The 25,124-nt window shown below is 71.6% G+C and carries 22 protein-coding genes; 9 read left to right on the top strand and 13 right to left on the bottom strand.

Annotated features, from left to right (window positions below):
* The first annotated feature begins 8 nt into the window (after positions 1 to 8).
* Complete coding sequence (locus tag WME85_RS20685) at positions 9 to 362, top strand: hypothetical protein (RefSeq protein WP_437840424.1); 354 nt, start codon at positions 9 to 11, stop codon at positions 360 to 362.
* 20 nt (positions 363 to 382) lie between these two features.
* On the opposite strand, the gene WME85_RS20680 is transcribed toward WME85_RS20685, so the two are convergent.
* A complete protein-coding gene (locus WME85_RS20680; RefSeq protein ID WP_437840423.1) occupies positions 383 to 1,027 on the bottom strand; it encodes an STAS domain-containing protein in 645 nt (214 codons plus the stop codon).
* A gap of 193 nt (positions 1,028 to 1,220) precedes the next feature.
* Positions 1,221 to 2,528, bottom strand: coding sequence for an MFS transporter (locus WME85_RS20675; protein WP_437840422.1), 1,308 nt, complete (start codon positions 2,526 to 2,528; stop codon positions 1,221 to 1,223).
* Between the two features lie 19 nt (positions 2,529 to 2,547).
* On the opposite strand from WME85_RS20675, the gene WME85_RS20670 reads away from it, so the two are divergent.
* Entirely contained in the window at positions 2,548 to 3,687 is a 1,140-nt protein-coding gene (locus WME85_RS20670; protein WP_437840421.1) for a pirin family protein, read from the top strand.
* Between the two features lie 100 nt (positions 3,688 to 3,787).
* Positions 3,788 to 4,816, top strand: coding sequence for an endonuclease/exonuclease/phosphatase family protein (locus WME85_RS20665; protein WP_437840420.1), 1,029 nt, complete (start codon positions 3,788 to 3,790; stop codon positions 4,814 to 4,816).
* 173 nt (positions 4,817 to 4,989) lie between these two features.
* Here WME85_RS20665 and WME85_RS20660 read toward each other — a convergent pair whose 3' ends face one another.
* From WME85_RS20660 to WME85_RS20645, 4 genes are all read right to left on the bottom strand, one after another.
* Entirely contained in the window at positions 4,990 to 5,505 is a 516-nt protein-coding gene (locus tag WME85_RS20660; protein WP_437840419.1) for a GxxExxY protein, read from the bottom strand.
* Positions 5,506 to 5,835: 330 nt separating this feature from the next.
* Positions 5,836 to 7,833, bottom strand: coding sequence for a serine hydrolase domain-containing protein (locus WME85_RS20655; protein WP_437840418.1), 1,998 nt, complete (start codon positions 7,831 to 7,833; stop codon positions 5,836 to 5,838).
* A gap of 57 nt (positions 7,834 to 7,890) precedes the next feature.
* Positions 7,891 to 8,016: a hypothetical protein gene (locus WME85_RS20650; RefSeq protein WP_437840417.1), complete on the bottom strand. Its 126-nt coding sequence runs from the start codon at positions 8,014 to 8,016 to the stop codon at positions 7,891 to 7,893.
* 10 nt (positions 8,017 to 8,026) lie between these two features.
* Positions 8,027 to 8,299: a hypothetical protein gene (locus WME85_RS20645; protein WP_437840416.1), complete on the bottom strand. Its 273-nt coding sequence runs from the start codon at positions 8,297 to 8,299 to the stop codon at positions 8,027 to 8,029.
* 33 nt (positions 8,300 to 8,332) lie between these two features.
* Between WME85_RS20645 and WME85_RS20640 the strand changes: the two genes are divergently transcribed.
* Positions 8,333 to 8,872, top strand: a complete 540-nt coding sequence (locus tag WME85_RS20640) for a hypothetical protein (RefSeq protein WP_437840415.1) — start codon at positions 8,333 to 8,335, stop codon at positions 8,870 to 8,872.
* A 230-nt stretch (positions 8,873 to 9,102) separates the two neighbouring features.
* Positions 9,103 to 11,409: a GMC oxidoreductase gene (locus tag WME85_RS20635; protein WP_437840414.1), complete on the top strand. Its 2,307-nt coding sequence runs from the start codon at positions 9,103 to 9,105 to the stop codon at positions 11,407 to 11,409.
* A gap of 69 nt (positions 11,410 to 11,478) precedes the next feature.
* Here WME85_RS20635 and WME85_RS20630 read toward each other — a convergent pair whose 3' ends face one another.
* From WME85_RS20630 to smpB, 3 genes are all read right to left on the bottom strand, one after another.
* Positions 11,479 to 13,209: a hypothetical protein gene (locus WME85_RS20630; protein ID WP_437840413.1), complete on the bottom strand. Its 1,731-nt coding sequence runs from the start codon at positions 13,207 to 13,209 to the stop codon at positions 11,479 to 11,481.
* 833 nt (positions 13,210 to 14,042) lie between these two features.
* The gene (locus WME85_RS20625; RefSeq protein ID WP_437840412.1) at positions 14,043 to 15,518 is read right to left on the bottom strand and encodes a pyridoxal phosphate-dependent decarboxylase family protein; all 1,476 of its coding nucleotides are present in this window, start codon (positions 15,516 to 15,518) and stop codon (positions 14,043 to 14,045) included.
* A 91-nt stretch (positions 15,519 to 15,609) separates the two neighbouring features.
* Positions 15,610 to 16,098 (bottom strand): SsrA-binding protein SmpB, encoded by a 489-nt coding sequence (gene smpB / locus WME85_RS20620; RefSeq protein WP_437840411.1) that lies wholly within the window; start codon positions 16,096 to 16,098, stop codon positions 15,610 to 15,612.
* A gap of 127 nt (positions 16,099 to 16,225) precedes the next feature.
* Between smpB and WME85_RS20615 the strand changes: the two genes are divergently transcribed.
* Complete coding sequence (locus tag WME85_RS20615; RefSeq protein WP_437840410.1) at positions 16,226 to 17,602, top strand: phosphatidylglycerol lysyltransferase domain-containing protein; 1,377 nt, start codon at positions 16,226 to 16,228, stop codon at positions 17,600 to 17,602.
* A 22-nt stretch (positions 17,603 to 17,624) separates the two neighbouring features.
* On the opposite strand, the gene WME85_RS20610 is transcribed toward WME85_RS20615, so the two are convergent.
* The gene (locus WME85_RS20610) at positions 17,625 to 18,632 is read right to left on the bottom strand and encodes an aldo/keto reductase (protein ID WP_437840409.1); all 1,008 of its coding nucleotides are present in this window, start codon (positions 18,630 to 18,632) and stop codon (positions 17,625 to 17,627) included.
* A 120-nt stretch (positions 18,633 to 18,752) separates the two neighbouring features.
* On the opposite strand from WME85_RS20610, the gene WME85_RS20605 reads away from it, so the two are divergent.
* On the top strand, positions 18,753 to 19,673 hold the full coding sequence (locus WME85_RS20605) for a LysR substrate-binding domain-containing protein (RefSeq protein WP_437840408.1): 921 nt from the start codon (positions 18,753 to 18,755) through the stop codon (positions 19,671 to 19,673).
* 44 nt (positions 19,674 to 19,717) lie between these two features.
* On the opposite strand, the gene WME85_RS20600 is transcribed toward WME85_RS20605, so the two are convergent.
* Entirely contained in the window at positions 19,718 to 20,566 is an 849-nt protein-coding gene (locus WME85_RS20600) for an SDR family NAD(P)-dependent oxidoreductase (protein WP_437840407.1), read from the bottom strand.
* Between the two features lie 347 nt (positions 20,567 to 20,913).
* Here WME85_RS20600 and WME85_RS20595 point away from each other — a divergent pair, with 347 nt between their 5' ends.
* Complete coding sequence (locus tag WME85_RS20595; RefSeq protein ID WP_437840406.1) at positions 20,914 to 21,522, top strand: acyl-CoA-like ligand-binding transcription factor; 609 nt, start codon at positions 20,914 to 20,916, stop codon at positions 21,520 to 21,522.
* Between the two features lie 84 nt (positions 21,523 to 21,606).
* Here the strand turns inward: WME85_RS20595 and WME85_RS20590 are convergent, their stop codons facing one another.
* Together WME85_RS20590 and WME85_RS20585 are read right to left on the bottom strand one after the other, a co-directional pair.
* Positions 21,607 to 22,611 carry a helix-turn-helix transcriptional regulator gene (locus WME85_RS20590; RefSeq protein WP_437840405.1) on the bottom strand — a complete coding sequence of 335 codons (1,005 nt, stop codon included), beginning with the start codon at positions 22,609 to 22,611 and terminating at the stop codon, positions 21,607 to 21,609.
* Between the two features lie 184 nt (positions 22,612 to 22,795).
* Entirely contained in the window at positions 22,796 to 23,725 is a 930-nt protein-coding gene (locus WME85_RS20585; RefSeq protein WP_437840404.1) for an SMP-30/gluconolactonase/LRE family protein, read from the bottom strand.
* A 351-nt stretch (positions 23,726 to 24,076) separates the two neighbouring features.
* Between WME85_RS20585 and WME85_RS20580 the strand changes: the two genes are divergently transcribed.
* Positions 24,077 to 25,075, top strand: a complete 999-nt coding sequence (locus WME85_RS20580) for a PAS domain-containing protein (RefSeq protein WP_437840403.1) — start codon at positions 24,077 to 24,079, stop codon at positions 25,073 to 25,075.
* The last annotated feature ends 49 nt before the right edge of the window (positions 25,076 to 25,124 follow it).

Here is a 25,124-nt window from a genome sequence, read left to right as displayed (position 1 = left end):
TATTTGTCATGGCTGAAGCTTTTCACATGGGCGGCTGGGGCATGTATCCGACGCTCGTCTTCGGGCTCTTGCTCCTCGCTGCGTCCGTCCGTTACGCCATCTCCCCCGAGCGGCGGTTCGTGCCGCTCCAGATCAGCCTCGGGATCCTGACGCTGGTATCCGGCGGTCTCGGCTTCGTCAGCGGCACCATCAAGTCGCTCACGCTCGTCGGCGCGGTGCCGCCCGACGAGCGCTGGCTCTGGATCGTCGGCCTCGGCGAGTCGCTCCACAACGTCGGCCTGGCGCTCGCGCTCCTCGTCCTCTCGTCCCTCGCCGCCACCGTGGGGGCTTATCGCTTCTCGCAGGCGAACCCTGCCTCCTGAAGGCCGCGCCGGCCGCGCGCTCAGGCCACGCGCTTCGACGCGATGATGTGGCGGAGCGCGTCGCGCAGGTTCCTCCGCGTGCTCAGCGCGCTCGGGTCGAAGTCCATCTCCACCAGCGCGTCGGCGACGAGCGGCTTGATCCCGGTGATCACGCACTCGGCGCCGAGGAGCCGGAGGGCGCTCGCCGCGGCGACCAGAGAGCCGAGCGCCTGGCCGTCCATCGCGTGGATCCCGGTGACGTCGATGATGACGTGGTCCGCCGCTCGCTCGGCCACCGCCTGGAGCAGCTCGCTCATCATCTGGGCGCTGCGCTCGCTGTCCATGACGCCGACCACCGGGAAACAGAGCACGCCGCGCCAGACCTCGATGACCGGCGTCGACAGCTCGCGCAGCGCGGCGCGCTGGAGCTCGATGGTGGCGCGCTGGTCCTCGACCCGCTCCACGTAATCGAGGCTCCGCCGCCGCTCCACCGCGAGCGCCTCGATGAGCGCGTTGATGTCCTGCCGGAGCCCCGAGAGCGGGTGTCCCTCCGGAAGCGCCTCGTCCCACCGGACGTCGAGCGCGCCCTCGCGGGCGTCCGCGAGGACCTTGCGGAGATCATCGACGAGGGCGCGGAGCTCGCTCTCGCGAGGATCTCCCGGCGACACCCCGGGACGCTCGCTCATGGCGCTCTGGCCAGGCGGCGCGCGGCCCCGTCAGCCTCTCCCGGCGGCCCGCTCCAGGGGTCTGCCCGGCGATCACGTCGGGCGTCACGTCGGGGGCGGCTCGCGCGCACGCGATCGGGTGTACCTCGTTTGTGGAATGGGTGGCAATAAGGAAATACAACTTACTAATAGGCGAGAAAGCGCGCCGGCAGGGCTAGGGCCGCTGGGCGGCGGCGGCAGCTACGGCGACGCGGCGCTCGATCCCGAAGAACAGGACCGGGAACACGAGCGTGAAGGCGATCGACAGCGCGGCCACCGTCGGCATGCCGTCGAGGCGCCGGTCCGGGAGCTCGTGGAGCATCCGCGCCGACGCGAACGAGGCGAGCGCGGACGAAAGGTGCTGCACGGCCGACTGGATCGAGGTGAAGCGCGCGCGCTCGGCGGGGCGCGGCACCTTCGACGTGAGCGTGTTGTACGAGACGTTCCGGAACGTCATGCCCAGCATGAACACGATGAAGATCCAGAGCACGGGCAGCCCGGGCACGTACGAGAAGAACCCCGCGTAGAGGACGGCCGCGAGCACCGCCGCCCCCACCGTGCCCGTCTGGAACGAGCCGAACCGGTCGACGAGCGGGCCCACGGCGCGCATCGCCGCGAAGCTGACGAGGCCCCCGACGAAGTAGAGCAGCCCGAGCCGCTCGCGCGGGTACCCGAGGTTGTACTGCACGTACGCGGAGATGTTGGGGATCACGAGGAACGACGCGACGGTCACGATCGCGGTCGTCGCGAACGAGAGCATCACGATCGGCCGGGCGACCAGCGCGCTGAGCTCGCGCAGCGCGCCGCCCGACGGCCGCGCGCCGGCGAGGTGGCCTCGCATCGAGGGCAGGAGGAAGATCGCGAGCCCGGCGACGAGCAGCCCGAGCGCCGCGACGGCGAAGAACGGCAGCGGAAAGCCGCCGCGCCGGGCGAGCTCCAGCCCGGCGGGGATGCCGAGCACCGAGGCGACGGAGAACGCGCCCATCACGACGCCCATGGCCTTGCCGCGCCGCTCGGGCGGGATGACGTCGGCGACGATGGAGAACGAGACGGACGTCGCGGGCCCGCCGAACGCCCCGGCGAGCACGCGCGCCGCCATGAGGCTCGGCAGGCCTGTCGCGAGGCCGCCGGCCGCGGTGCCGACGACGAGCCCGAGCATCGACACCGCGAGCGCGCTGCGCCGGTCGAACCTGTCGAGGAAGAACGCGCCCGCGAGGCCCGAGACCGCGGCCGCCGCCGTGTAGCTGCCGCCGATGAGGCCGATCTCGGACATCGAGATGCCGAGGGCGACGGCGAAGTCGGGCCCGAGCGGCATCACCATCACGAAGTCGAGGATGTTGATGAACTGGACCGCGGCGACAAGGAAGATGATGCTGCGTTCGGATCGCTGGCTGGGCACGATCGCCGACTCTACCACCGACCGCCGCGCCTCGATGGTTGCTTCCGGCGCAACACCACGTTGCGCGGTTGCGCGGTTGTCCATCTCGCAATCAAACCTTACGATGGCCGCCATGGATCGCCGCACCGCCCTCGGAATCCTCGCTGCCGCGCCCGCGGCGCCCGTCGTCGCCGCGTGCGCCCGCACCGAGCCCTCGCCCACCAGCACCGAGGAAGCAGCGCTCGCCGCGCAGGATGTCGTCCGCGACGTCGCGCCGCTCGGGTCCCCGTGGGAGACGCTCGACCCGTTCCTCTTCTGCGTCCACCACGACGACGCGTACCCGGCCGGCAACGAGCGAATGGGGCCGGCCGCCTCGCTCGCCGGCCGCGCCATCGGGCGCGATTTCGCGGGCAAGGACGGGTGGCGCATGTACCACGGCGACGTGGTCCCCGGCTTCCCGCAGCACCCGCACCGCGGCTTCGAGACGGTGACCGTGGTGCGGCGCGGGCTCATCGATCACGCGGACTCCCTCGGCGCTGCGGCGCGCTACGGCCGCGGCGACGTCCAGTGGCTCACGGCGGGGAGCGGCATCGTCCACGCGGAGATGTTCCCGCTGGTGGAGCGCGACGCGCCCAATCCGCTCGAGCTCTTCCAGATCTGGCTCAACCTCCCGCGCGCGGACAAGCTCGCCGACCCGCACTTCGTGATGATGTGGGGCGACACGATCCCGCGGCAGGTCGTGCGCGACGCCGCGGGCCGGTCGACCGAGATCACGGTCGTGGCCGGCCGCTTCGGCGAGCTCCGCCCGCCGGCGCCGCCGCCGCGGTCGTGGGCGGCGCGCGCGGACGCCGACGTCGCGATCTGGACGCTCAAGATGGCGCCCGGCGCGCGGTTCGCGCTGCCGGCCGCCTCGCCCGGCACGAACCGCGCGCTCTACTTCTTCCGCGGCAGCGAGCTGCGCGTCGGCGCCCGCCGCGTCCCCGCGGGCCAGCGGATCACGCTGCGCGACGGCGCCGCGGCGCTCCTCGAGAACGGCCCTGACGAGGCCGAGATCCTGCTCCTCCAGGGCCGGCCCATCGGCGAGCCCGTCGCGCAGCACGGCCCGTTCGTCATGACCTCGATGGCGGAGGTCCAGCAGGCCTTCCTCGATTACCGGCGGACCGGCTTCGGCGGGTGGCCGTGGCCGAGCGACGACCCCGTCCACGCTCGCGCGGAGGGCCGCTTCGCGCGCTACCCCGACGGGCGCATCGAGACAGCAGGCTGACGCGCGGCGACAGGCGGCGAGGGACGGCGACGGCGGCGCGCAAGTCGCCGAGACGACCACAGCGGCGCTGACGGGCATACGGCGTGCATTGCTGTCCGCGATGCCGTTCCAGGTCGCCACGTTCAACGCCGGGCTTGCCGTGGGGGTGCTGCCGTATGCGACGGAGCGGGTGCCGCGCGTCATCGAGGCGCTCGCCGGGCTCGACGTGGATCTCCTGTTCGTGCAGGAGTTCTGGCTCGACGCCCACTGGGATCTGCTGCGCCGAGCGCTGGAGTCGCGGCTGCCGCACGCGTTCCGGCCGGAGCCCGCGCACCCGGCGGCGCACGGGGCGTGCAGCGCCTCGCAGGTGAGGCCGCTCGTCGCGTGCGCTGAGGCGAAATGCGACGGGCTCACGGACGAAGCGCTCGCGCGCTGTGTCGTCCAGAGCTGCGCGAGCACCGCGCTCGCCCTCCCCACCCCGTGCCTCAACTGCATCGCGAGCCGCCCTGTCGGCACGATCCACGAGATCGTCGACCGGTGCGTCGGGGAGCCCACCGCGTCGCAGGCGTCGCCGGCGGGCCGGTCGTCGCGCTATGGCGGGCTCATCGCCTACGGGGGCTCGTTCGGCACGGGGATCCTCGCGCGCGCGTCGCTCGAGGCGCGCGACATCCTCGTGTTCGAGTCGACCGTGAACGCCCGCGGCGCCCTGTACGCGCGCGTCGCGGCGCCCGGGCTCGGGGCTCTCCACGTCTTCGCGGCGCACCTGTCGCCGGGCGGCGCGGAGCAGCCGCCCCAGGTCGAGCGCCTGCTCGCCTGGGTCGACGAGAAGGCCGGCGGCGCGCCGGCGCTGCTCCTCGGCGACCTCAACACGACGCCCGGCTCGTCGCTTTTCCGCCGGCTGGAGGGCGCCGGCTTCCGCGACGCGGACGTGCCCGACCGCCGCGGGACCTTCTCGCACGACGGGCTCGGCACGGGCGACGTGGGGGACTCGGGCTGGCGGCTCGACCACGTGCTCCTGCGCGGCCTCGACGCGCGCCTGCGCGTGGGCCGCATTCTCGACGCGCCGGTCACGATCAGCGCCGAGGGGCGTCCGGTCCGGACGACCCTGTCGGATCACTTCGGCGTCCTGGCCACGATCGGCGAGCGCTGACGCCCGGCGCTCGCGAGCGGCCCTCGGCGGCGTCCGCTGAGCTGCCGAGGGAGATCGAGATGTTGAGCGGAGAGGAAGATGGAGAAGGAGAGATTAACAGGGAGGCGGGGAGGCGGGGAGGCGAGAGAGAGAAAGAGAGAGTACACAGGGAGACGGGGAGGCGAGAGCCGGGATCAGTCGTTCGAACCGGCCGTCGCTGCGCCGGCTGGGTTGGATTGCATCGATGCGGGGCGGCCGGTGGTGCCGGAGTGATCCCCTTCGATGCGAAACCGGGCGAGCCCGACAGCTTCCGCACCGCGGCGTACCAGGCGGCGGATCCCGCGGCGGAGCACCGGCGTGTTGAAGTTGACGAGCAGTCCGACGTCCAGGTCCGTCAACTTGAGGTACGTGAGCACCTGAGCTTCATGGACTGGCAGCAGGTGATCGACGGCCTTGAGTTCCAGCACGAGCTTCTCCTCGACGACAACGTCGAGTCGATAACCGCAGGCGAGCATGACTCCCTTGTAGGTCACCGGCAGCGGCCTTTGTCTGTCGAAGCTCAGACCGGTGCGCGACAGTTCATGGCACAAGCATTGTTCGTAGGCGGATTCCAGAAGCCCGGGACCGAGGTGGCGATGCACCTCGATGCACGCTCCAAGGACTCGCTCGGACAGGTCCCACAATCTCCCCATCTCCAACTCTGTGTTCATGCCCGTATATCGACTCGGGACCAGACCCAGTTGCGCAGATTTGACGTCCCCGGCACCCGCCCCGCGAACGAGCGACATCGAGACAGCTGGCCCCGAGCGTTCTCGAACGATGGTCCCCTCTCTCTCCTCCCCTCGTCTGTACTCTCTCCCCTCCCCGCCTCCCTGTGTACTCTCTCTTTCTCTCTCTCCCCTCCCCGCCTCCCTGTGTACTCTCTCTTTCTCTCTCTCTCCCCTCCCCGCCTCCCCGCCTCCCTGTGTACTCTCTCTTTCTCTCTCCCGCCCAGCAAGCCGCTGCTGCCGGCGGCTGCGCTGCGCGCGCCGCTCCCCTCCTCAGAGCTTCCGCGGGCACCTGCCCGCCTGCGGCGCCGCCTCGAGCTCGAGCTCGCGGACACGGCCGGGCTCGCCTGCATCCAGATCGAGCTTCATCACCATGTTCCCCCCGCGCTCGCACGCGAGCCGGAAGGCGTGCTCCTGCTCTCCGTCCGAGTCGATCGAGCCGCCGAGCTTGCAACGCCCGTGTCGCTCTCGCAGGTCCTCCAGCTCTCGCTCGACCGCGCCCACGTCGGCGGCGCGCGAGAACACCTGCTGGAGCGGCGTCTTCCGCTGGCCGGCCGCGAGCGCCACCACCTGCTCTGCGGCCCGCTTCATCGCCTCGGTGGGGGGCGCGACGGCGCTGAAGCGAAACGTGTTGATCCTGGAAGTCTCGGTGTCGAGGGTGAGCTTCGCCACCATGCGCCCCCGCTCGCAGGCCATCGCGAATTTCGCCTCGCGCGGCCCCTTCGAGGAGAGCGCCGCGCCGGGCTTGCAGGCGCCGTGGTCCTTCCGCAGGCGCTGGACGATCTCCTCGAAGGCGACCGGCGACACGCGATCGAGGAAGCTCCTGGCGAAGAGCTCCTCGTAGCGCGCCGGCTCGAAGCGCTCGTAGAGGGCGACGGACGCCTGGAAGGCCGACTCCAGCCGGGGGCTCGGGCGCTCCTTCCGGGGCGCGGTGACGCCGGCCTGCCGGAGCGCCGCGCGCACCTTGCCGAGCAGCGCCTCCCTGTCGGTCTCGCTGTAGCTCGAGAGCAGCACGAGCCCCACGCCGGCCCGCGGATGGAGCTCCACCCACGCGGAGTATCCGTCTGCCACCCCGCTGTGCCGGACGACCTCCTCGTCCTCGCAGCTCTCGTGGACGTGCCAGGCGAGCGCGATCGCGCTCGCCCGCGCGTCGACCGCATAGCGCCCTTCGTCGCCCGCCGGCTCGACCGAGAGGCGCGCCGGCCGCGCCGCCGTGTGGGCCTCGCGGATCGAGCTCCGCCGCAGGGGCCCAGCCTCCTCGCCGCTGCGCGGCGGGTAGGCCGAGAGCTGGAACGAGGCATAACGTGCCATGTCGCGCACCGAGGAGTAGAGCCCGCCGGCCGCCTCCGACGCGCCGAACCGCCAGTGGGACTCCGGCTTCAGCTTCCCGTCCTTCTTGACATGGCCTGTCGCCATGCGACCAGGCGGGACGGCGCCCTCGTCCCATACCGAGGACGACATGCCGAGCGGCGCGAGGATCGTCTCGCTCACGTAGTCGCGATAACGGCGCCCGGAGGCGCGCTCGACGACGAGCCCGAGGAGCGAGAACCCGAAATTCGAATAGACGTCCTTCGTCCCCGGGACGTACTCGAGGACCGTACCGGGCACCGCCGCGCGGACCTCGGCGGCGGTGACCTCGCGTGTCGCGTCCGTGTAATGGAATTTCCCGAGCCGCGGCAGCCCAGAGGAGTGGGTGAGCAGGTGGCGGATCGTGATCCGCGGCGAATCGGCGGTCGGATAGACCACCTTCGCGAGCTCCGGGAGGTAGCGCGCCGCGGGGTCGTCGAGCGAGAGCTTGCCCTCGTCCCGCAGCCGCAGGATCGCCGTGGCGGTGAGCGTCTTCGTGATCGAGCCGACGCGGTAGACCGTATCGGCGTCCGGGACCGCCCCTGTCGCCGGGTCGCTCGCGCCGAACCCCCGGGAATACGCGAGCTCGCCGCCGATGACGACGCCGAACGAGAGCCCCGGCAGCTTCTGCCTGGCGAGCTCGGCGGCGAGGTGGGCTTCGATCTGCGGGATCACGGCCTGGAGCTTCGCCTTGCGCCCGGGGTCGTCGCTCCACGACGGCGGCTCCTCCGCGACGAGGAGGGGCGCGTCCGTCAGCGCGGCTGGCGGGGCGGCCGGCGGCGCGGGAGCCGCGGGAGCCGCGGGTGCGAGCGCCGAGGACCGCGGCGCCGCGGTCCTCGGCGCGGGGGGCGGGCTCGCGCCCGCGGCGCAGTGGGTCAGGGACAGCAGGACCGGCAGGAGGGCGGCGCGGCGCATGGGCGGCATGGGCGGGGCGCCGAGGCTACCACCGGTTCACCGGCGGGCAGCTGCGACCCGACCCCATCACCCCCGGAGCGCCTCGGCGCCCCACGCGAGCACCGCCTTCACGCGCGCGTTGCCGCGCATGTCCGCGTGGCAGACGCCCCACACGTCGCGCGCGGGCAGCGCCAGGCGCGGGAGCATGCGCACGACGCGCGGCTCAGCGCCCCAAAAGGCCCGTCCCGTTGCTCGCAAGCTGCCGCTCGCGGAGCACGCACACGAGGTGCTCCGACACGACAGCGCCCGCCTCGTTCTCCTCGTCACGAGCGGAATCGACGACGAGCAGCCCGTCGAACAGGTGATCTCGCTCGTCGCGGCTTCGCGCCACGATGCGCACCGTCCGGTGGTGGCCCAATTTGCCCCGGAGTGATTCACATGAAGGCGGGAAGGCAGGAAGATCATTGATCTTTTCTTCCCGCCTTCCCGCCTTCATGTTCAAATCCGGCCACCACCCACCGTCCCGTGCATGTTGAAGTCCGGTATCCTGGGCGCCGTGCGGCCCCGCCCTCCCGCCTCCCCCTCCCGTCCTCGCGAGTACCTCGCCATCATCGCTGGCGCCCTGGCCGGTGGCGCCTGTGGGGCGCTCTTCGATCAGGTCACCGCCACGATCTCTCCGGAGTACTTCCTCGACGGCAAGGGCCTCGCCGCGTCGAGCTTGCCGTTCCGGCTCGCGGTGGCGTGGACGGGGTTCCGCGGAGGTCTGCCGCTCGGCGCCCTCGTCGCCGGCGTGGGCCTCCTCCGCGCCGCGCGCAGCGACCGGTTCTCGTGGCGCGCCTGGCTGGCGAGGATCATGGCGGCGCTCGCCGCGGCGCTCGCGCTCTGCCCGGCCGTGATGGCGGCGCTCGACCCGCTCGGCGTGCGCGAGGCGAGCCTCGGCGCGTGGCGCCCCGGCGCCGCCACGCGGTACCTCGCCTGCTGGGGGCTCCACGCCGGCGCTTACCTCGGCGTCCTCGTCGGCGTCTTCCTGGATGGCCGAAGCGCCCTCGGCCGATCGCCGCGGCCGTGAGCTTCGCGCACTTGCCCTGGTAGGGGCGAGCATGACCCCTGATCTGGCTCAGGGCCGCCGGTGTGGAGCGCGTGGTCCTCGCCGCCGGCGAACACGACAAGGCTCCCGATTCTCGTGCTCCGCCTTGTCTCCCGTCCGCCCCGGCGAGCGCCACGCCTGGTTCACGGCGTTGCCCGATGGCGGCAGGGCGCCGCGGTCCCCAGGCTCGATCCGGGGCGGAGGGGGGATCCATGGCACAACATCGAGCGATCGTGATCGGAACCGGTTTTGGCGGGGCGGTCTCCGCCTGCCGCCTGGCGCAAGCCGGCTTCGCGGTGACCGTGCTGGAGCGGGGCCGCCGCTACGACCAGAAGGTCCCTGAATTCCCGAAAGGCCCTCCCGATCAGTGGCTATGGCAAAAGAAGGGAGGGATGTACGACGTCCGGCCCATCGATCAGATGCGCGTCGTGCAGTCCGCGGCCTACGGCGGCGGCTCGTTGATCTACGCGAACGTGCACCTGCGCGCGCCCGCGGAGGTCTTCGCGCGCGGGTGGCCCGAGGGCTACAGCCGCGAGGCGCTCGACCCGTATTACGATCTCGTCGCCTACATGCTGGACATCCAGCCGATCACCCGCTCGCCGGGGGGATTGCCGCCCAAGACGCGGCAGATGCTCGAGGCGCTCTCCCGGCTGGGGCGCGGAGGCCAGGTCTTCTATCCGCCGCTGGCCCTCAACTTCTCCGACGATCCGACGCTCCGGCCGAACAAGTTCGGGGTGCTCCAGGGCGGGTGCGTCAACTGCGGTGAGTGCACCCTGGGCTGCGTCCACCGGGCGAGGAACACCCTCGACATGAACTACCTCGCGCTCGCCGAGCGCGCCGGCGCGGTGATGCGCACGCTGTGCGAGGTCGTTCTGATAGAGCCGCTCTCCGGCGCGGAGGGGCAACGGTACCGCGTGACGTACCGCGACCGCGGGCGCGGCGGACAGGTGCTCTCGGAAGAGGCCGAGCACGTCTTCGTCTGCGGCGGCTCGCTCAACTCGACGGAGCTGCTCCTGCGGTGCAGGGAGGCGGGCGCGATGCGGCAGCTCAGCGAGCACCTCGGCGCGGGGTACTCGGGCAACGGAGATATGCTCACCCTCGGCTTCAAGGTCGCCGCGCCGTTCGATCCGGAGAGCGGGCCGCCCATCACCGCGGGCGTCGTCTACGCGCGTCCGGGCGGGCGCGACGCGGGGTGGCTCCTGATCGAGGAAGGCGGCTTCCCGAAGGAGATCTGGCCGATCCTCAGGCTCGCGCGGCCGCACACCGACTGGCGCTCCCGGCTCTTCACGGCGCTGCACAGGCGCCGGACCGCCACGCGGGAGCCGCCGACCGCCCGCGTGCTCGACGAGATCGTGGAGGAAGCGTCGAAGCAGGAGCCGCCCCCGGTCACGCCGGAGGAGATGCGGCACACAGCGGTCTTCCTGGTCATGGGGCGAGACCTGGCCAACGGGCGGATCGAGCTCGTGAAGGGCAACAAGCTGTCGGTCCGGTGGGACGTCGCGTCGAACCTGCTGCTCTACAGCGTGGCCGAGCGGCTCTCCCAGGACATCGTCAAGCAGCTCAGGGGGAAGTACGCCGTCTCTCCCTTCTGGCGGTACGCTCACCTGCCGATCACCGTTCACAGCCTCGGCGGCTGCCGCATGGGGAACAGCGCGGAAGAGGGCGTCACGAGCGGGCTCGGCGAGGTGTTCAATTACCCGAACCTCTTCGTCCTCGACGGCTCGATCCTCCCCGCGGCGACAGGGGTCAACCCCTCGCACACGATCGCCGCGGTGGCCGAGCGAAACATCGAGCGGATCATCCGGCGGATCACGGGCCAGGAGGGCTGGACGGCGCCGGAGCGCGCGCACGCGCCGCCGTACGCGGATCCGCTGACGGCCGTCGCGATACCGGCCGAGGGGACGGCGCCGCCGCGGTGCAAGGGGCTCGGCCTGACGTTCCGTGAGCGACTCGCCGGCTCCTGGGAGAGCCGCTCGGAAGGGGCGGCCGCCGGACGCGCGGCGTCGCGCCGGGTGCGCCTTCACCTGCGCATCACGATCTCCTACCTGGCCAGGTTCATCAGCGATCCGGCGCACCCGGCGATCGCGACGGGCACGTTGTTCGTCGAGGGCCTTACCGCGCGGGAGACCGCGATCAAGGAGGGGGTCTGGAACCTCTTCGCCGCCGCCGGGCCCGGCCCGGAGCGGGAGATCCGCTACGTGCTCCCGTTTGACGGCGACGGCGGCCGGCGGTTCACGCTGCGCGGCGCCCGGGTCTTCCGGTCGCGAGGCGTCGCCGCCCTGTGGCGGATGTGGAGAGAGGGCGCCGCGCTCCCCTTCCGGATCCAGGAGGGAGATGACGAGCAGGGGCGCGTCGTGGGCGAGGGCATGACGCGGCTCCGGCCGATCGACGTCGTGCATCTCCTCCTTTCGTTCCGGGTGCCCGGGGGGCGCGTGATGCCGGACAAGACGCGGGCGGTGTTCGGGTTCCTCGCGTTCTTCTTCCGCTCTCTCCTCCAGGTCGCGCTGGGCCGTTCGTGAAGCGACCCTGCATGCCCCGGTGTGCTGTTCCGCTCGTGGCGCGGCCATGACACCGGGGCGATCGTTCAATCAGTGCACCATCCGCAGCCGCACCCGGAGCGCCTCCCCCATGCAGCTCTCGTTCACGAGCGTGGCCAGATCCTGACCGCGGCGCTCCAGATCTGCGAAGCGGCTCGAGTTCATCGTCCCGGCGGGATCAGGCACGGGGGCCCCGTTCCCCTTGAGGAAGCCCGATAGCGCGGGTTGTGAACCGCGCTCCCGGTTTCCGATGTGGAGGAACGGGGTGTTCGTCTCCCCGGCGTGGCACCCGTTGCAGGTGGCCAGCGAGAAATTTCGACGCACCTTGTACGGCACCTCGCCCATCGCCTGCCAGAAGAGACGCAGAGGTACCTTCGCAGACCCCGCGAGGAACCTCTTGCCCGGGGGGAACTCGAGCGGCACCTCGTGCCTGTTCTCGCCGATCTCGCCGGCGTGCTTGCTGATGAATTCGGCGAGCACCGGCGCCTCCCTCAGCGTGAGGTCCGGAGTCTGCAAGACCGCCGTCTCGACGAGATGCTTCTCGCTCGGGCCTGATTGCGCGATCCGAAACTCTCGCATTTCCCACAGCTTGTCGGGCTCTTCGACATCGATCTCATTGGTGCGCACCTGGCCGAGCGCGCTGCCGTTCGGCCTGTCAGGCGCAGCTCCGGCCCGGATCACGGACTCCGTGATCGCCTCCAGCCCGGCGTTGTAGGCGCTCTGGCCCAGCGCCGGGAGCTCGACCCACCGCCGCGCCCACTCCTTCAGCTCCTTGCACCCCGTGCGCTCCACGCGATACTCGAGGATGACCGTGAATGGCAGGGGGGCGCAGCTCTCCGGATCGAGCACGCCGAAAACGAAGCGCAGCTCGCTGGCCTTGCCGGAGCCAAAGACCAGCGCATCCCGGAGGTCCACCCGGTTCACGATCGCGAGGAGACGGAAGGGGGCTCGTGCGAGGTCGAGCGACCCGTCCTGGAGCCGGGGCCAGTTCGCGAAGGTCCGTTGAACCCCGGCGCGAGCTGTCACCGACCAGCCGTTGATCGTTTGAACCTCGTTCCAGTGCTTGGTCCAGCGCTCCACGAAATCGGCAGGCCGGACCCCGGTGACCTTCTCGTTGGCCATCTGCTCCACGAGGTGGCCGAACGTCCATTTCCCCATCGAGGTACCCGGGTTGCCCTGATCGCAGATGTCAAACGTGCGCGCCTTGTCCTCGATGACGGTGAGAGCCGTGATCATCAGGGTCCTATCAGGATCGACCTCCGCCGCCTTGTGGTCGGTCCGGGTGACCTGCGTCGACTCCTGGCGCGAATACTCCTCCAGGAGATGTCGCCGCCAGGGGTCGGACGGTCGCGGGACGGCGACGCGCCCGTCGAAGGCTGTGTTCGGGACGTTCTCGCTTCGCCTCCCTCGCTCGATCCGAGCCCGCTCCGCCGCGATCTCCTCGGCAGACATGGGGGCGACCCCGGTGTACGTCCCGTCCCTGGGCCGCTCATCGTCGCCTCGGCCGTCGTCGCGCAGCTCGACGAGGCCCTGCTCCAGGTGCAGCGTGAGCTCGGGCGGCAGGCGCTCATGCTCCGCCACCTGCGCGAGCACGAGGGCGCGGCCTGCCTGCGCGCCGGAGAGAGGCCTGAGGACCAGGTTCACTATCCGCGGCGGATCGAGCGCGAGATCGATGCGCGCGGGCTCCGCGCACGTCGCCGTGGTCTCGTCGCGCGCTTGCGGCTCGGGAGCCTTGAGGCGTTGACACCCAACTACCGAGGCTACGGTCGTCCCGAGTAGCACGGCCAGCAACATCTTACGAACAGCACGTAACGGCATGAGGGTCCTCCGTGCGCCGGATATGCGCGCTGCGTGCCACGCGACGCAGCACGGAACGTTACCGCGGCGCACGCGCGTCCCTCCGGCATTCGCCATCTGCTCGGCAGTCCATCATCTCGATCTCGATGGAGAGCGCTTCGCCCCAGGGCAAGCACCGGAGGAAGAGGGGAAGATCTCGGCGAAGATGCCGGCCCCACAGTTTGGAGGCGTCATGACCGGTCCAGAGCGCGCTGCAGGAGCCGGGGGCAGCTTGGATCGAGCGCGACGCACGCGCGCCGGAGCCCAGCGTACATGCGGCTGCTGCGTCCAGGCGACGGTGGACGGGCACGTGCCCGTCAGCGTGACAGCCGGCGCAGCGTCGCGCGTCGCCTGAAGCCACGCGGCCCCCTCGACCAGGCGCGAGGACGCCGGTGCCCACATGGCGACCTCAGCAAAGGCTCGCGGCCGCGGCGCACAGCGGCCTCGCAATGCGACCCGCTTTCGCCGCGCGAATACCTGGATCACCTGACCTTCCCTTGCTCACCTACCTGACCTGCTCAGGCGCTCGCCGGGTCATTCGCATTGCGGTGCAACTTCAATTTGACAATCGCCGCTTTTAGTAAAGACCTCTGCCTTGCAAGGGCGCGAGTCAACGGCCGCCCTGCGATCCGCGGTTTCACGCCGGAAGCTCGCTCGCGTGGACCGACGGCACGCCCCCCACCTCGGTCCCCCAGCAGCAGGAGAGCGCCTGGAGCACACGAGCGGTCCCACCGGCGGGAGCACGACCACCCTGAGCAACCCGGGAGCGAGCCTGGAGTTCACGTACACGGGCTCGAACTGATCCGGCGCTCTTCCAGCACCTCCGCGAGGCTCGACGCGACGTCGGCGAGCGCCGCGTCCACCCGGTCCGCGTGCGTCCTGAAGCTCAGGATGCACATCCGCAGCAGGAACCGCCCTCCGGCCATCACCCCCGTGAGCAGCACCCGCTGCTTCGCGTTCACCCGCGCCAGGAGGCGCCGATTCAGCGCGTCGAGCGGCGGCCCTTCATCGACGCCGGGCGGGCGCGCCCTGAACGCGAGGAGCGACAGCTCGGGCTCCGCCACCAGCTCGATGTGCGCCATCCGCCGGAGCGCGTCGGCCGCGCCGCGCGCGAGCGTGAGCTTCTCGTCGAGCTCGGCCCGGAAGACGGAGGCCCCGTGCATCTTCAGCGGCAGCCACACCCGCAGCCCGCGCGCGTCGCGCGACAGCTCGGGGCTGATCTCGCAGAAATCCACGAGATCGTCCTCGGCCTGCATCGGCGGCATGTACGACGCGGAGAGCGCGTGCGCGCGCCGCAGCGCCTCGCGATCGCGCACCGCGAGGCAGCCCGTCCCGTACGGCAAGAAGAGGCTCTTGTGCGGGTCCAGCGTCACCGAATCGGCGCGCTCGATCCCCCGCAGCGCCGCGCGCCCCCGCTCGGTGAGCGCGAAGAAGCCGCCGTAGGCCGCGTCGACGTGCAGCCAGAGGCGCTCCGCCGCGGCGAGGTCGGCGAGGGCGGGCAGATCGTCGACCGCGCCGGTGCCCGTCGTGCCCGCGGAGGCGACGAGCAGGAAGGGCGAGAGGCCGCGCGCCCTGTCGCGCGCCACCGCCGCCGCCGCCGCGTCGGGCCGCATGCGAAAGCGCGCGTCCACCGGGATCTCGCGGACGGCTTCCGGCGGAAAGCCGGCGAGGAGCGCGGCCTTCCTCACCGAGTGGTGCGCTTCCTCCGACGCATAGAGGGTCCCTCGCAGGAAGTCCGGCGGGAGGCGATCGCGGCGCGCGGTGATCACCGCGACGAGGTTCGCGAGCGAGCCGCCCGTCGTGAGGATCCCCCCGGAGCCCTCGGGCAGGCCGAGCATGTCGCAGAACCAGGCGATCACGTTCGCCTCGGTCTGCACGAGCAGCGGGGCGGCCTGGAAGACGCCGACATACCTGTTCACCGCGTCGGCGATCAGGTCGGCCACCGCCGCGTGAAAGAGCCCGCCGCCCGGGATGTACCCCATGTAGCCGGGCGACGCGGTGTTCAGGCTCATCGGGATGAGCTTGCCGAAGAGCCTCCGGAGGAGCTTCTCGTAAGGGACGCCGCGCTCGGGCAGCGGCTCACGGAGCGAGCGCGCGAGCCGCTTGCCCCCGCGCGTGGCGTGCATCGGCTGCTCCGGCAGGCTCTCGATGTGCTTCACGATGCGATCCATCGCGAGCTCGACCATCTCGCGCATGACGTCGCCCGGCAGCTCGAGCGGGTGCGGGCCTGATTGCGGACGCTTCGGGCGGGCCAACGCGCGCCATCCTACTGCATCGCTGCGCTCCGCGCCGGGCGGGGCTGCTCTGGTCTGCGCATGGGGTACGCACCGCTACGCACGTCCAGGGTCACGCGCGTCCGTACCGTCGCTGCCCGTGCACCACCACGGCTCGCGCCTCGCGCTCGGCGTCTTGCGTCTTGATGGCCTCGCGCTTGTCGTAGATCTTCTTCCCCCTCGCCAGCGCGATCTCGACCTTGGCCAGGCCGCTCTTGAAGTAGAGCCGGGTCGCGATGGCGGTCATCCCCTCGCGGGCGATCGAGAGGTCGATGCGCTGGATCTCGCGCCGGTGAAGGAGCAGCTTGCGCGCGCCCTTCGGCAAGTGGCCGAAGGCGGCGTCGGCCATCGAGGCGATGCTCACCCCCTGCAAGAACACCTCGCCCCGGAGGACCGTGCAGAACGAGTCGGTCAGGTCGGCCTTGCCGGCGCGGAGCATCTTCACCTCGCTCCCCTTGAGGACGATCCCCGCCTCGAACCGGTCGCCGAGGTCGTAATCGAAGCCCGCGCGCTTGTTGCGGGCGATGAGGGTCTCGCCCGGCCTGGCCTTCTCCTTCGGCACGACGGGGAGATCGTAGCACGACGCGCCCGCGCCCCGGCGACCACGGAGCCGCGCGAGCTCCCCGGCCCGGCAGCCTCGAGCAGCGCTGCGCGCACCGGAGCGCCCCTGCGCTATGCTCCGCCGGGCCGTGCCCCCGCTGAACCAGCGCCCCGACCGCGAGCGCGTCCTCGCGTTGCTCAAGCGCCACGGGTGGAACGCGACCTCGTTCCAGACCCTGGAGCCCGACTTCCGGTACTGGTTTGACGGCGACGACGCCTGCGTCGCCTATGTCGACACCGGCGGCGCGTGGGTCGCCGCCGGCGCGCCCATCACGGCGGCCGAGCGGCTGGCCGAGGTAGCGCAGGCGTTCGTGGAGGCGGCCGCGGCGGCGGGGCGGCGGGCGTGCCTCTTCGGCGCGGAGGCGCGGTTCGCCGAGCGCGTCCCGTGGAGCGCGATGCTCATCGGGGAGCAGCCGGTGTGGGATCCGGCGCGCTGGGCCGGCGTCCTCCGGTCGAGCCGGAGCCTGCGCGAGCAGCTCCGGCGCGCGCGCGCGAAGGGCGTCGTCGCGCGCGCGGTGAGCCCCGGCGAGCTCGAGGACGCCGGGAGCCCGCTGCGGCGCGAGGTGGAGCGCCTGATGGCGCGCTGGGCCTCCTCGCGGCCGATGGCGCCCATGGGCTTTCTCGTGCAGCTGGAGCCGTTCTCGTTCGCGGGCGAGCGGCGCTACGTCGTGGCGGAGGCCGGAGGCGCCGTGGTCGGCTTCCTCGCGGCGGTGCCGGTGTACGCGCGGCGCGGCCTCTTCCTGGAGGACCTGCTGCGCGACCCGTCCGCGCCGAACGGCACCACGGAGCTGCTCGTGGATCAGGCGATGCGCACCGCCGCGGCGGAGCAGTGCCTCTATGTCACGCTCGGCCTCGCGCCGCTCGCCGGGCCTGTGCGGCGCGGGTTGCGCGCGGCGCAGCGGCTCGGGGCTCGCCTCTACGACTTCCAGGGCCTTCACGCGTTCAAGGCGAAGCTGCGGCCCGACGGCTGGGCCCCGATCTACCTGGTTTATCCGCCCGGCGGCCACGGGCTCGTGGCCATTCACGATGCGCTCGCCGCGTTCGCGCGCGGGGGTCTCTTGCGCTTCGGGCTCTCGACGCTGCTGCGCGGGCCGGCCGTGGTCTTCGAGGTGCTCGGCTGGCTGCTCATCCCCTGGACCGCGCTGCTCGCGCTCGCGCCCGCGGCGCGATGGTTCCCGTCACCCGCGGTGAAATGGGCGTGGGTGGCGTTCGACGTGTGCCTCGCGCCGGCCATGCTGCGGCTGAGCCGGCGGCACGGGCAGACGCTGTCGCTGGTGCTGGCCGCCCTGGTGACCTGCGACGCGGCGCTGACGCTGGCGGAAGCGTTGCTGTTCAACCTGCCGCGGGCGCGGGGGGCGTTCGAGCTCGCGGCCGTGGGGGTGGCGGTCGCGGCGCCGGCGGCCGCGGCGGTGCTGCTGTGGAGCGCGCGGATGCACAGGCCGGAGCGGCTCGTCCGGGCGACGTAGGCCTGCGAGCCTCGACGAGGCGTCACCTCTCGCTGTCGAGCATCGCCATGTGGGCTTCCGCGTAGCGCGCGCCGGCGACCGCGCTCGCGGGCACAGCGGCCTCGAGCGCGGCGACCTCCGACGCGTCGAGGGAGACATCGAGGCTCGCCAGCGCGTCTGCGAGCTGTTTGCGCGTGCGAGCCCCCAGGGTCGGGACGATCGTCACGCCCTGAGCCGCGCCCTTCGCGCGGACCCACGCGATGGCGAGCTGCGCGGGGGACACGCCCTTTGCCGCCGCGATGCGCGCGAGCGCGTCCACGAGCGGCTGGTTCCTCTCGGCGTTGCCCGCGGAGAAGCGGGGCATGTGCGCGCGGAAGTCGCCCTCGCCCGAGGGCTTTGCGCCCGTGAGCAGCCCGCGGGAGAGGACGCCGTACGCCGTCATCGCGATCCCGAGCTCGCGCAGCGCCGGGACGATGCTGGCCTCCACGCTCCGGCTCACCAGGGCATATTCGAGCTGCACGTCGCAGATCGGATGGACCTTCGCCGCGCGCCGGATCGTCTCGACGCCCACCTCGGACAGGCCGATGTAGCGGACGTAGCCCGCCTTCACCATGTCGGCGATGGCGCCCACCGTCTCCTCGATCGGAACATCGGGATCGAGGCGCGACGGCCTGTAGATGTCGATGTGGTCGACCCCGAGGCGCGACAGGCTGTGCGCCAGGGCGTTCTTCGTCGTGGCCGGACGCGCGTCGTGCCCGAGGATCGCGCCGTCCGGCCCGCGGAGCGCGCCGAACTTGACGCTGAGGAGCGCCTTGTCGCGGCGGCCTCGCAGCGCCTTGCCGACGAGGAGCTCGTTCTTCCCCATGCCGTAGAAGTCGCCTGTGTCGAGGACGTTCACGCCGCGCTCGAGCGCCTCGTGGAGGGTCGCGATGCTCTCGACCTCATCCGCTGCCCCGTACCAGCTCCCGGCCCCCATGCCCATGCAGCCGAGGGCGATGGGAAACACCGGAGGACCGCTCTTGCCCAACCTTGCTTCGCTCGTCGTGATCATGTGATCCCTCTCTTTTCAGGTCTCGAAATAACGCCCCTGCTCGAGGTGCCGCGGGTCCGGTCGCGGGAGAGATTGGCGCTGCGTCGAGCCTTCTGCACGTGCATACTCGGAAGCCTGAGCATGAACAAAAGTAGGTCTCGCGGGTTCGACCGGCACCTGCTCGACGGTCTCGGCGTCCTCCGCGCGGTCGTGGAGGCCGGGAGCTTCGTGCGCGCGGGGGAGGCGCTCGGCCTCACGCAATCCGCGGTCAGCCGCGCGATCGCCCGCCTCGAGGACCGCGTCGGTGTACGCCTGTTCCGCCGCACCGCCCGCTCCATCTCGCTGACCGACGAGGGTCTCCGCTACTACGAGTCGGTGGCGCCCCACGTGGCCGCCATCGAGGACGCGACGATCGAGGCGGGGGGCTCCTCGGCCAAGGTCCGCGGCCGCCTGCGCGTGAACGTCAGCGAGAGCGTCGGGCAGTTCGTGCTGACGCCCCGCCTACCGCCGTTCCTCGCGCAGCACCCCGACCTCTCCGTGGAGATCGCCGTGCGCGATCGCATGGGCGACCTGGTCCGCGATGGCTTTGACGTCGCCGTCCGGTTCGGTCATCCGGAGCCGTCAGCGTTGAAGTCTCGCCTGCTCCTGCGCACGCGCGTCGTCACCTGCGCATCGCCGGCGTACCTCGCGCGCCACGGGGCGCCGCGCCTCCCGCGCGACGTCGAGAAGCACGCGTGTGTTCTGATGCGGGATCCCTCCACGGGAAGCCATTTTGGATGGGAGTTCGTGCGCGGGAAGAAGGTCGTCCCCGTGAGCGCCTCTGGGCAGCTGATGGTGAACGGGGTCGGTCCGCTCCTCGCGGCGTGCCTCGCGGGACAGGGGATCGCGCAGGTGCTCGAGCTCTCCGCGCGCGATCTCCTGGCCGACGGACGGCTCGTTCAGGTGCTCCCGGAGTGGGCCGATGAGACCTATCCGCTTTACGCGTACCACCACTCCGCGCAGCTCATGTCGGCCAAGGTACGCGCCTTCCTCGAGTTCGTCGTCGCCCTGACGCGCGCGTAGCGTCAAGGGCAGGCCGCGGTCGCGGCCCTGAGAGCGCGAACGCGTCAGAGCGCGGCGAACTCCCGCGCGTGGATGGAGCGCACCTTCTCGAGCACCCTCGGACCATGCTCCCGGAACGGGAGGTCCCTCGCGCGGTTCTTCCTCAGGTAAACGCCCGAGAGGTCCCGGCTCGCGCCGAAAGCCGCCTCGTACAGCCGCGAAGCGCCCTGGGTCGGCGGCGGGAAGAAGAACCTCATCAGCGCCGCCACGAAGAACGGCAGCCCCGACCGCTTCCCCTTCCTCAGCGTGTTGTTGGCCCCTGGATCCACGCTCCGGATCTTGATCCCCTCCCCCTCGAGCAGCGGCGCCACCTCGCGCGTCCAGAGGGAGAGCGCGAGCTTGGACGTCGCGTACGGGCCGAAGAGCTGCTTGAACGACGCCGGGCGCTCCAGGGCGTCGGGGTCGAAGCGCTTCGTCATGTCGAAGGCAGCGGTGGAGGTGTTCACGATCGTCTTCAAGGCCCCCTTCCGCAACAGCTCTCTGAGCTCCATCGCGATGACATAGGGCGCCACCGTCTGGAGCTCGAAGTGCAGCTCGCGGCCTTGCCTGGAGAAGGTCAGCTCCGGGGCGCTGCCGCCAGCGTTGTTGAAGAGCACGTCGATCTTCTCCTCGCTCGCCTTGATCGCGCCGAGCGCGCGCCTGAGGCTCTCGAAGTCGGAGAGATCCGCCCTGTGGACACGGAGCGTCCGGCGCGCGAGGCTCTCCCGGATCAGCGCGTCTTCCTCGGGGAACCCCGAGCGGTTCAGCGCGATGACCTGAAAGCCCTCCGAGAGCAGGCGGCGCGTGAGCTCGAGGCCGATACCGTGGCTCGCGCCCGTGATGAGCGCGATCTTGTCGTGTTCCTTGGTCTTCATCGTTGATCCTTCGAGGCCGCCTCCCCGCGCTTCCTCCGGAGAGAACGACGGTAAAGCGCGCCGATCGCCCGAGCCGATCGGCGCGCGTTCAGAAGCATCGGTGTCCGCCCCGGAGCGGCCTCCGGCGCCGCGCCCGCGCGCGAAGGCCCGTGCGCGCGACGGCCGCGCCGAGGCCTCCGCCGCGCCCCGGGAGGCGGCGCCGGATGGACTCCGCCCCTGTGACGGCGCGCTCCCTCGCCCGAGATCGCTCGGTACAGGCGTGGAGACGCTACAGGAGGAAGAATGTGCCACTGAGTGGCATTTGTCAAGGAGGGGCACCTGGATCCGGCGCGTGGTAGCGTGGCGGCATGACGGAGGGCCAGGCGCCGGGGCTCCGGGAGCGCAAGAAGGAGCGGACACGCGCGCAGATCATCGAGGCGGCGATCGACCTGTTCCTGAAGGATGGCTACGAGCAGACGACGCTCGATCAGGTGCTCGCGGCGGTCGAGGTCTCGCGGAGGACGTTCTTCCGCTACTTCGAGTCGAAGGAGGACCTCCTCATCGCCTGGATGGACCAGCTCATCGAGGTGGCGCGCGAGGCGGTCCGCGCGCGCCCGGCGAGCGAGCCGCCGCTCATCGCGCTACGCAACGCGATCCGCGACACGCTCGGCCACCTCCACGAGGGGGACGTGCCGCGGTTCGTCGCGGTCCAGCAGCTCGTCGCGAAGACGCCGGCGGTCCGCGCGCGGCAGGGCGAGCGGCTCGACCACTGCGCGGAGGCCGTCCGCGAGCCGCTGGCCGCGCGGATGAGCCTCGATCCGCGGCGCGACCTCGCGCCGCAGGTGCTGGCGAGCTGCGCGATCGCCATCATGAGGTGCTCGATCGAGGCGTGGATCGCCCGCGGCGCGAAGGACGATCTGCTCGAGCTCGTGGACGAGGGCTTCCGGGCGCTCGCGCGCGAGGAAGAGCGGCCGTGACAGGGCGAGACCGGGCGGGCCCCCGGGCGGCTCAGGGAGCGCAGGGATCGAGGAGCCGCACGGTCGGGCCCCCCGGCAGCTCCATCACCGCAGCTCCGTGGCGGCCGGCGGCTCCGGCGGCTCGCTGAAGCAGCCGTCGTCCGCGCCCGCCCGGTGCCGCGCGCGGTACTCCGAGGGGCTGATCCCCTCGGAGCGCCGGAACTGCTCGGCGAAGCGCGACGCCGAGTCGTAACCGCAGGCGGTCGCCACCTCGAGCACCCCGTGGCGCCCCGAGCGCAGGAGCGTCTTCGCGAGGTCGAGCCGCTCCTTCCACAGGAGGGCCCGGAACGAGACGCCCTTGGCGCCGAGCCGGCGGCGCAGCGTCGCGTCGCTCACCCCGAGCGCGCGCGCCACGTCCGGGGCCGCCCAGGGGCGCGCCGGGTCGCGGCGCACCAGCGTCCGGACCGCGAGCGTCGGATCGAGCGCCATCGTCGAGGAGGCGGCGCGCGCCGCCTCGAGCTGCTCCCGGTGCTGCAGGAGCAAGGTGAGGATGACGTCCTCCAGCCGGTGCTCGATGAGCAGCGCGTGCGCGCCCGGCAGGAGGAGCGTGTTCACGAGGTGGATCAGCGCCTGGATCGACGGCATCGCGGAGCGCAGGAGGTGCGGCCGATCCGCCTCGAAGCCGCCGAGCCCCCGCTGGACGCAGAGCGTGGGGTAGCGGCGCTGGAGCCGCTCGTCGACCTCGCTCAGCAGCTCTACGGTGAACGCGCGGTAGACGCCGCGCTCCGGATCCGGCTCGTTCACGAGCTCGAGGGGGATGCCCTGCGGCACGAGCAGGATCTGCCCTTCGCGGGCGACGAGGCGCGTGTTGCCTTCCGGTCCGTCGAGGAACAGCCGCTTCGTGCCGTCGAGGATGAGCACCACGAGCGGCCGGGAGAGCCGCTGGATCGACACCCGCTCGCGCGCGCGGGAGAAGACGTTGATCCAGCGGGCGAGGCCGGCGCCGCCGGTCGACGACGCGCGCTCCAGCCGGGAGATGGCTTCCCTGAGCGCGCCCCAGGCCTGGGTCTGGTCGCTGGGCTCGAGCAGTCGGGTGAGCTGGGTCTTCATCGTCACTCCTGATGACTAGAACAGCGATCACGTTGAAACCCGGAGAATTTTCACAGGGAGGCGGGGAGGCGGGGAGAAAGAAAAATGAAGTTCTTTCTCTTGCCGTCTCTCGCTCCCCGCCTCCCCGCCTCCCTGTGAAAATTCTGTTTTTCTCGTGTTTCAACCCGTTTGTCGCTCTAGCGGTTCATTTCATGTCGAGCAGGACGACCTCGCCGTCGTTGAAGAGCGGGACGAGCAGGCGGCCCCTCGAGCGGTCCCAGCCCAGGTCGGCGGGGCTCGGGAGATCCGAGGCGAGGGTGGAGACGCGCGGCGCCCCTTCCCCGCGGGGGTCGACCTCGAAGATGGCGCTCGCGTCCCAGCTCGACACGAGGAGCCGGCCGTCGTCGAGGCGCACGATGCCGTCCAGCGAGCCGGCCGGCAGGGAGAGCTCGCGCCGCTGCTCCCCCGAGGCGCCGCGCGCGTCGACCCGCGCGGCGCCAAGGTAAGCCACCCAGATCTCGCCGTCCGCGCCCGCCACGCCGTTCGGGTGCGGCAGCGCGGGGTCGGCGACGAGCCGCGAGATCTCCCCGCCCGGACCGATCGCGACGAGCGCGTCGGTGCCCGTCGGCGTGATCGCGCCGTCGGCGACGGTCACGCCGGTGTCCGAGACGACGAGCGACCCGTCGGGCAGGGCCGCGATGTCGTTGAGCAGGCTGGCGCCGGGCACCTCGATGCTGGCGATCGGAGCGCCGTCGCCCGCGTCGAAGACGCGGATCGCGTCGATGTCCGCCACGTAGAGCTTGCCGCCCGCGATCGCCATGCCCTTGGGGGCGCTCAGGGTGACGCCCTCGGACGCGCCGTCGATCCACTTGAGGTCGAGGACGTCGCCGTCGGGCGACACGCGCGAGATGAACCCATTGTCGTCCTTGTCGACGGGTGAGCCGACGATGTTCGAGACGAGGTACACGTCGCGCTCCTCGTCGTGGAGCACGGACTCCGGGGTCGAGAAGCCGCCGACGCGGCGGCGCTCGGGCGCGGCCGGGGCCGCGGGCGCGGCCGCGTCCTCGGCGCACGCCTGGAGGACGGCGGAGCAGCAGACGAGGAGCGCGGCGGCGAGCTTCGGGTGCGAGTTCATGGGCGATCCCTCTCGGTTGAGCGGGCCCGGCGACGCGCCGGCCCGTGCGCCTACCGTGCGCCCGGCCGCCGGGCCGCGCGCGCCCGCGGCGCTCATCGGCGCGCCCGAAACGCTCACGCGCGCCCCGCCCACTGGTCGACGGTGAGCGGGCTCGACTCGACCTCTCCGCGGCTCCGGTTGTGGTGAATGTATTGCTCGCGGCACGCGCGCCATCGGAGCTCGCGCACGCCGCACGCGGTCGGCCGCCCGGCGCGAGGACGCTCGCAGGCCCGACACGACCGTGCCGACGAGCGTTGCGCCTGGAGCCGTCCTCGGCTAGGTGTGACAAAGCTAACAGGCATGGTACCCTGAATGCAGCCGGACCCAGAGAACGAGATTCCCCTCGGCGAGCAGGTGGTCGCGCTTCGCAGCCGCGTGGCGGAGCTGGAGCAGGAGCTGGCCGAGGCGCGGCGGGGCCAGGAGAAGCAGCGCGACGGCATGCAGGTCGACCGGGGAGACGCGTTGCTCTCCAGGTTCTTCTCCGTCGAGCCCTCCGGCCAGATGGCGCTCCTCGACGCCATCCCGGCGATGGTCTTCTTCAAGGATCGAGACCACCGGTACCTCGCCGTCAACAAGGCATACGCCGAGCACTACCGCATCTCGGCCGACAGGATCATCGGGAAGCGCGATGAGGACATCTTCGTCCCCGAGGTGGCGCGCAGCTACCACGACAACGACGAGGCCATCATGGCGGACGGGACCCCCAGGCTGAACGTCGAGCTCCGGTGGCGGCTCGAGGACGGGAGCGACGGGTGGACCCTGGAGAACAACGTTCCCTTCCGTGACGCGAGCGGGCGCGTGATCGGCATGGTGGGCGTCGTCGTCGACATGACCGCGCGGAAGCGGATGGAAGAGGCGCTGCGACGCACCGAGTCCGATCTCCTCGCCAGCCAGTGGCGCCTGCTCGAGACGATCACCGCGCTGTCGACGCCGCTCCTGCCGATCGACCACGGGGTCCTCGTCCTGCCGATCGTGGGCCACCTCGACTCGGCGCGGAGCAGCCAGCTCATGGCGACGCTCCTGCAAGGCGTGCAGCGCCACAACGCCGAGTTCGTGATCATCGACCTCACCGGCGTCCCGCTCATCGACAGCGCGATCGCGTCCCACCTCCTGCGCACGGTGCAGGCGGCGACCCTGCTCGGCGCGCAGTGCGTCCTCGTCGGCATGTCCGCGGCCACCGCGGGCTCGCTGGCGAGCACCGGCGAGGCGCTGGAGGAGCTCATCCTCCTGCGAGACCTCCGGGCCGGCGTGCGCTACGCGATGTCGCGGCGCCGGGCCAGGACCCGCCACCGCCCCATGACGCTCCGGTAGGCGACGAGCGGCGTCGCGGCGGCATCACCCCCGCTCCCCGCTGGGCGCC

This window comes from Sorangium sp. So ce1153 (assembly GCF_051521595.1).
Lineage (GTDB): Bacteria > Myxococcota_A > Polyangia > Polyangiales > Polyangiaceae > Sorangium.
Note: the sequence above shows the minus strand (reverse complement) of the source record. Positions and strands in the feature narration are given on the sequence as shown.

Bases quoted from the DNA above. Each gene is read 5' to 3' on its own strand.
- WME85_RS20685 (WP_437840424.1), top strand. From the start codon at position 9: ATGGCTGAAGCTTTTCACATGGGCGGCTGGGGCATGTATCCGACGCTC.
- WME85_RS20680 (WP_437840423.1), bottom strand. From the start codon at position 1,027: ATGAGCGAGCGTCCCGGGGTGTCGCCGGGAGATCCTCGCGAGAGCGAG.
- WME85_RS20675 (WP_437840422.1), bottom strand. From the start codon at position 2,528: ATGGACAACCGCGCAACCGCGCAACGTGGTGTTGCGCCGGAAGCAACC.
- WME85_RS20670 (WP_437840421.1), top strand. From the start codon at position 2,548: ATGGCCGCCATGGATCGCCGCACCGCCCTCGGAATCCTCGCTGCCGCG.
- WME85_RS20665 (WP_437840420.1), top strand. From the start codon at position 3,788: ATGCCGTTCCAGGTCGCCACGTTCAACGCCGGGCTTGCCGTGGGGGTG.
- WME85_RS20660 (WP_437840419.1), bottom strand. From the start codon at position 5,505: ATGAACACAGAGTTGGAGATGGGGAGATTGTGGGACCTGTCCGAGCGA.
- WME85_RS20655 (WP_437840418.1), bottom strand. From the start codon at position 7,833: ATGCCGCCCATGCGCCGCGCCGCCCTCCTGCCGGTCCTGCTGTCCCTG.
- WME85_RS20645 (WP_437840416.1), bottom strand. From the start codon at position 8,299: ATGAAGGCGGGAAGGCGGGAAGAAAAGATCAATGATCTTCCTGCCTTC.
- WME85_RS20640 (WP_437840415.1), top strand. From the start codon at position 8,333: ATGTTGAAGTCCGGTATCCTGGGCGCCGTGCGGCCCCGCCCTCCCGCC.
- WME85_RS20635 (WP_437840414.1), top strand. From the start codon at position 9,103: ATGGCACAACATCGAGCGATCGTGATCGGAACCGGTTTTGGCGGGGCG.
- WME85_RS20610 (WP_437840409.1), bottom strand. From the start codon at position 18,632: ATGATCACGACGAGCGAAGCAAGGTTGGGCAAGAGCGGTCCTCCGGTG.
- WME85_RS20605 (WP_437840408.1), top strand. From the start codon at position 18,753: ATGAACAAAAGTAGGTCTCGCGGGTTCGACCGGCACCTGCTCGACGGT.
- WME85_RS20600 (WP_437840407.1), bottom strand. From the start codon at position 20,566: ATGAAGACCAAGGAACACGACAAGATCGCGCTCATCACGGGCGCGAGC.
- WME85_RS20595 (WP_437840406.1), top strand. From the start codon at position 20,914: ATGACGGAGGGCCAGGCGCCGGGGCTCCGGGAGCGCAAGAAGGAGCGG.
- WME85_RS20590 (WP_437840405.1), bottom strand. From the start codon at position 22,611: ATGAAGACCCAGCTCACCCGACTGCTCGAGCCCAGCGACCAGACCCAG.
- WME85_RS20585 (WP_437840404.1), bottom strand. From the start codon at position 23,725: ATGAACTCGCACCCGAAGCTCGCCGCCGCGCTCCTCGTCTGCTGCTCC.
- WME85_RS20580 (WP_437840403.1), top strand. From the start codon at position 24,077: ATGCAGCCGGACCCAGAGAACGAGATTCCCCTCGGCGAGCAGGTGGTC.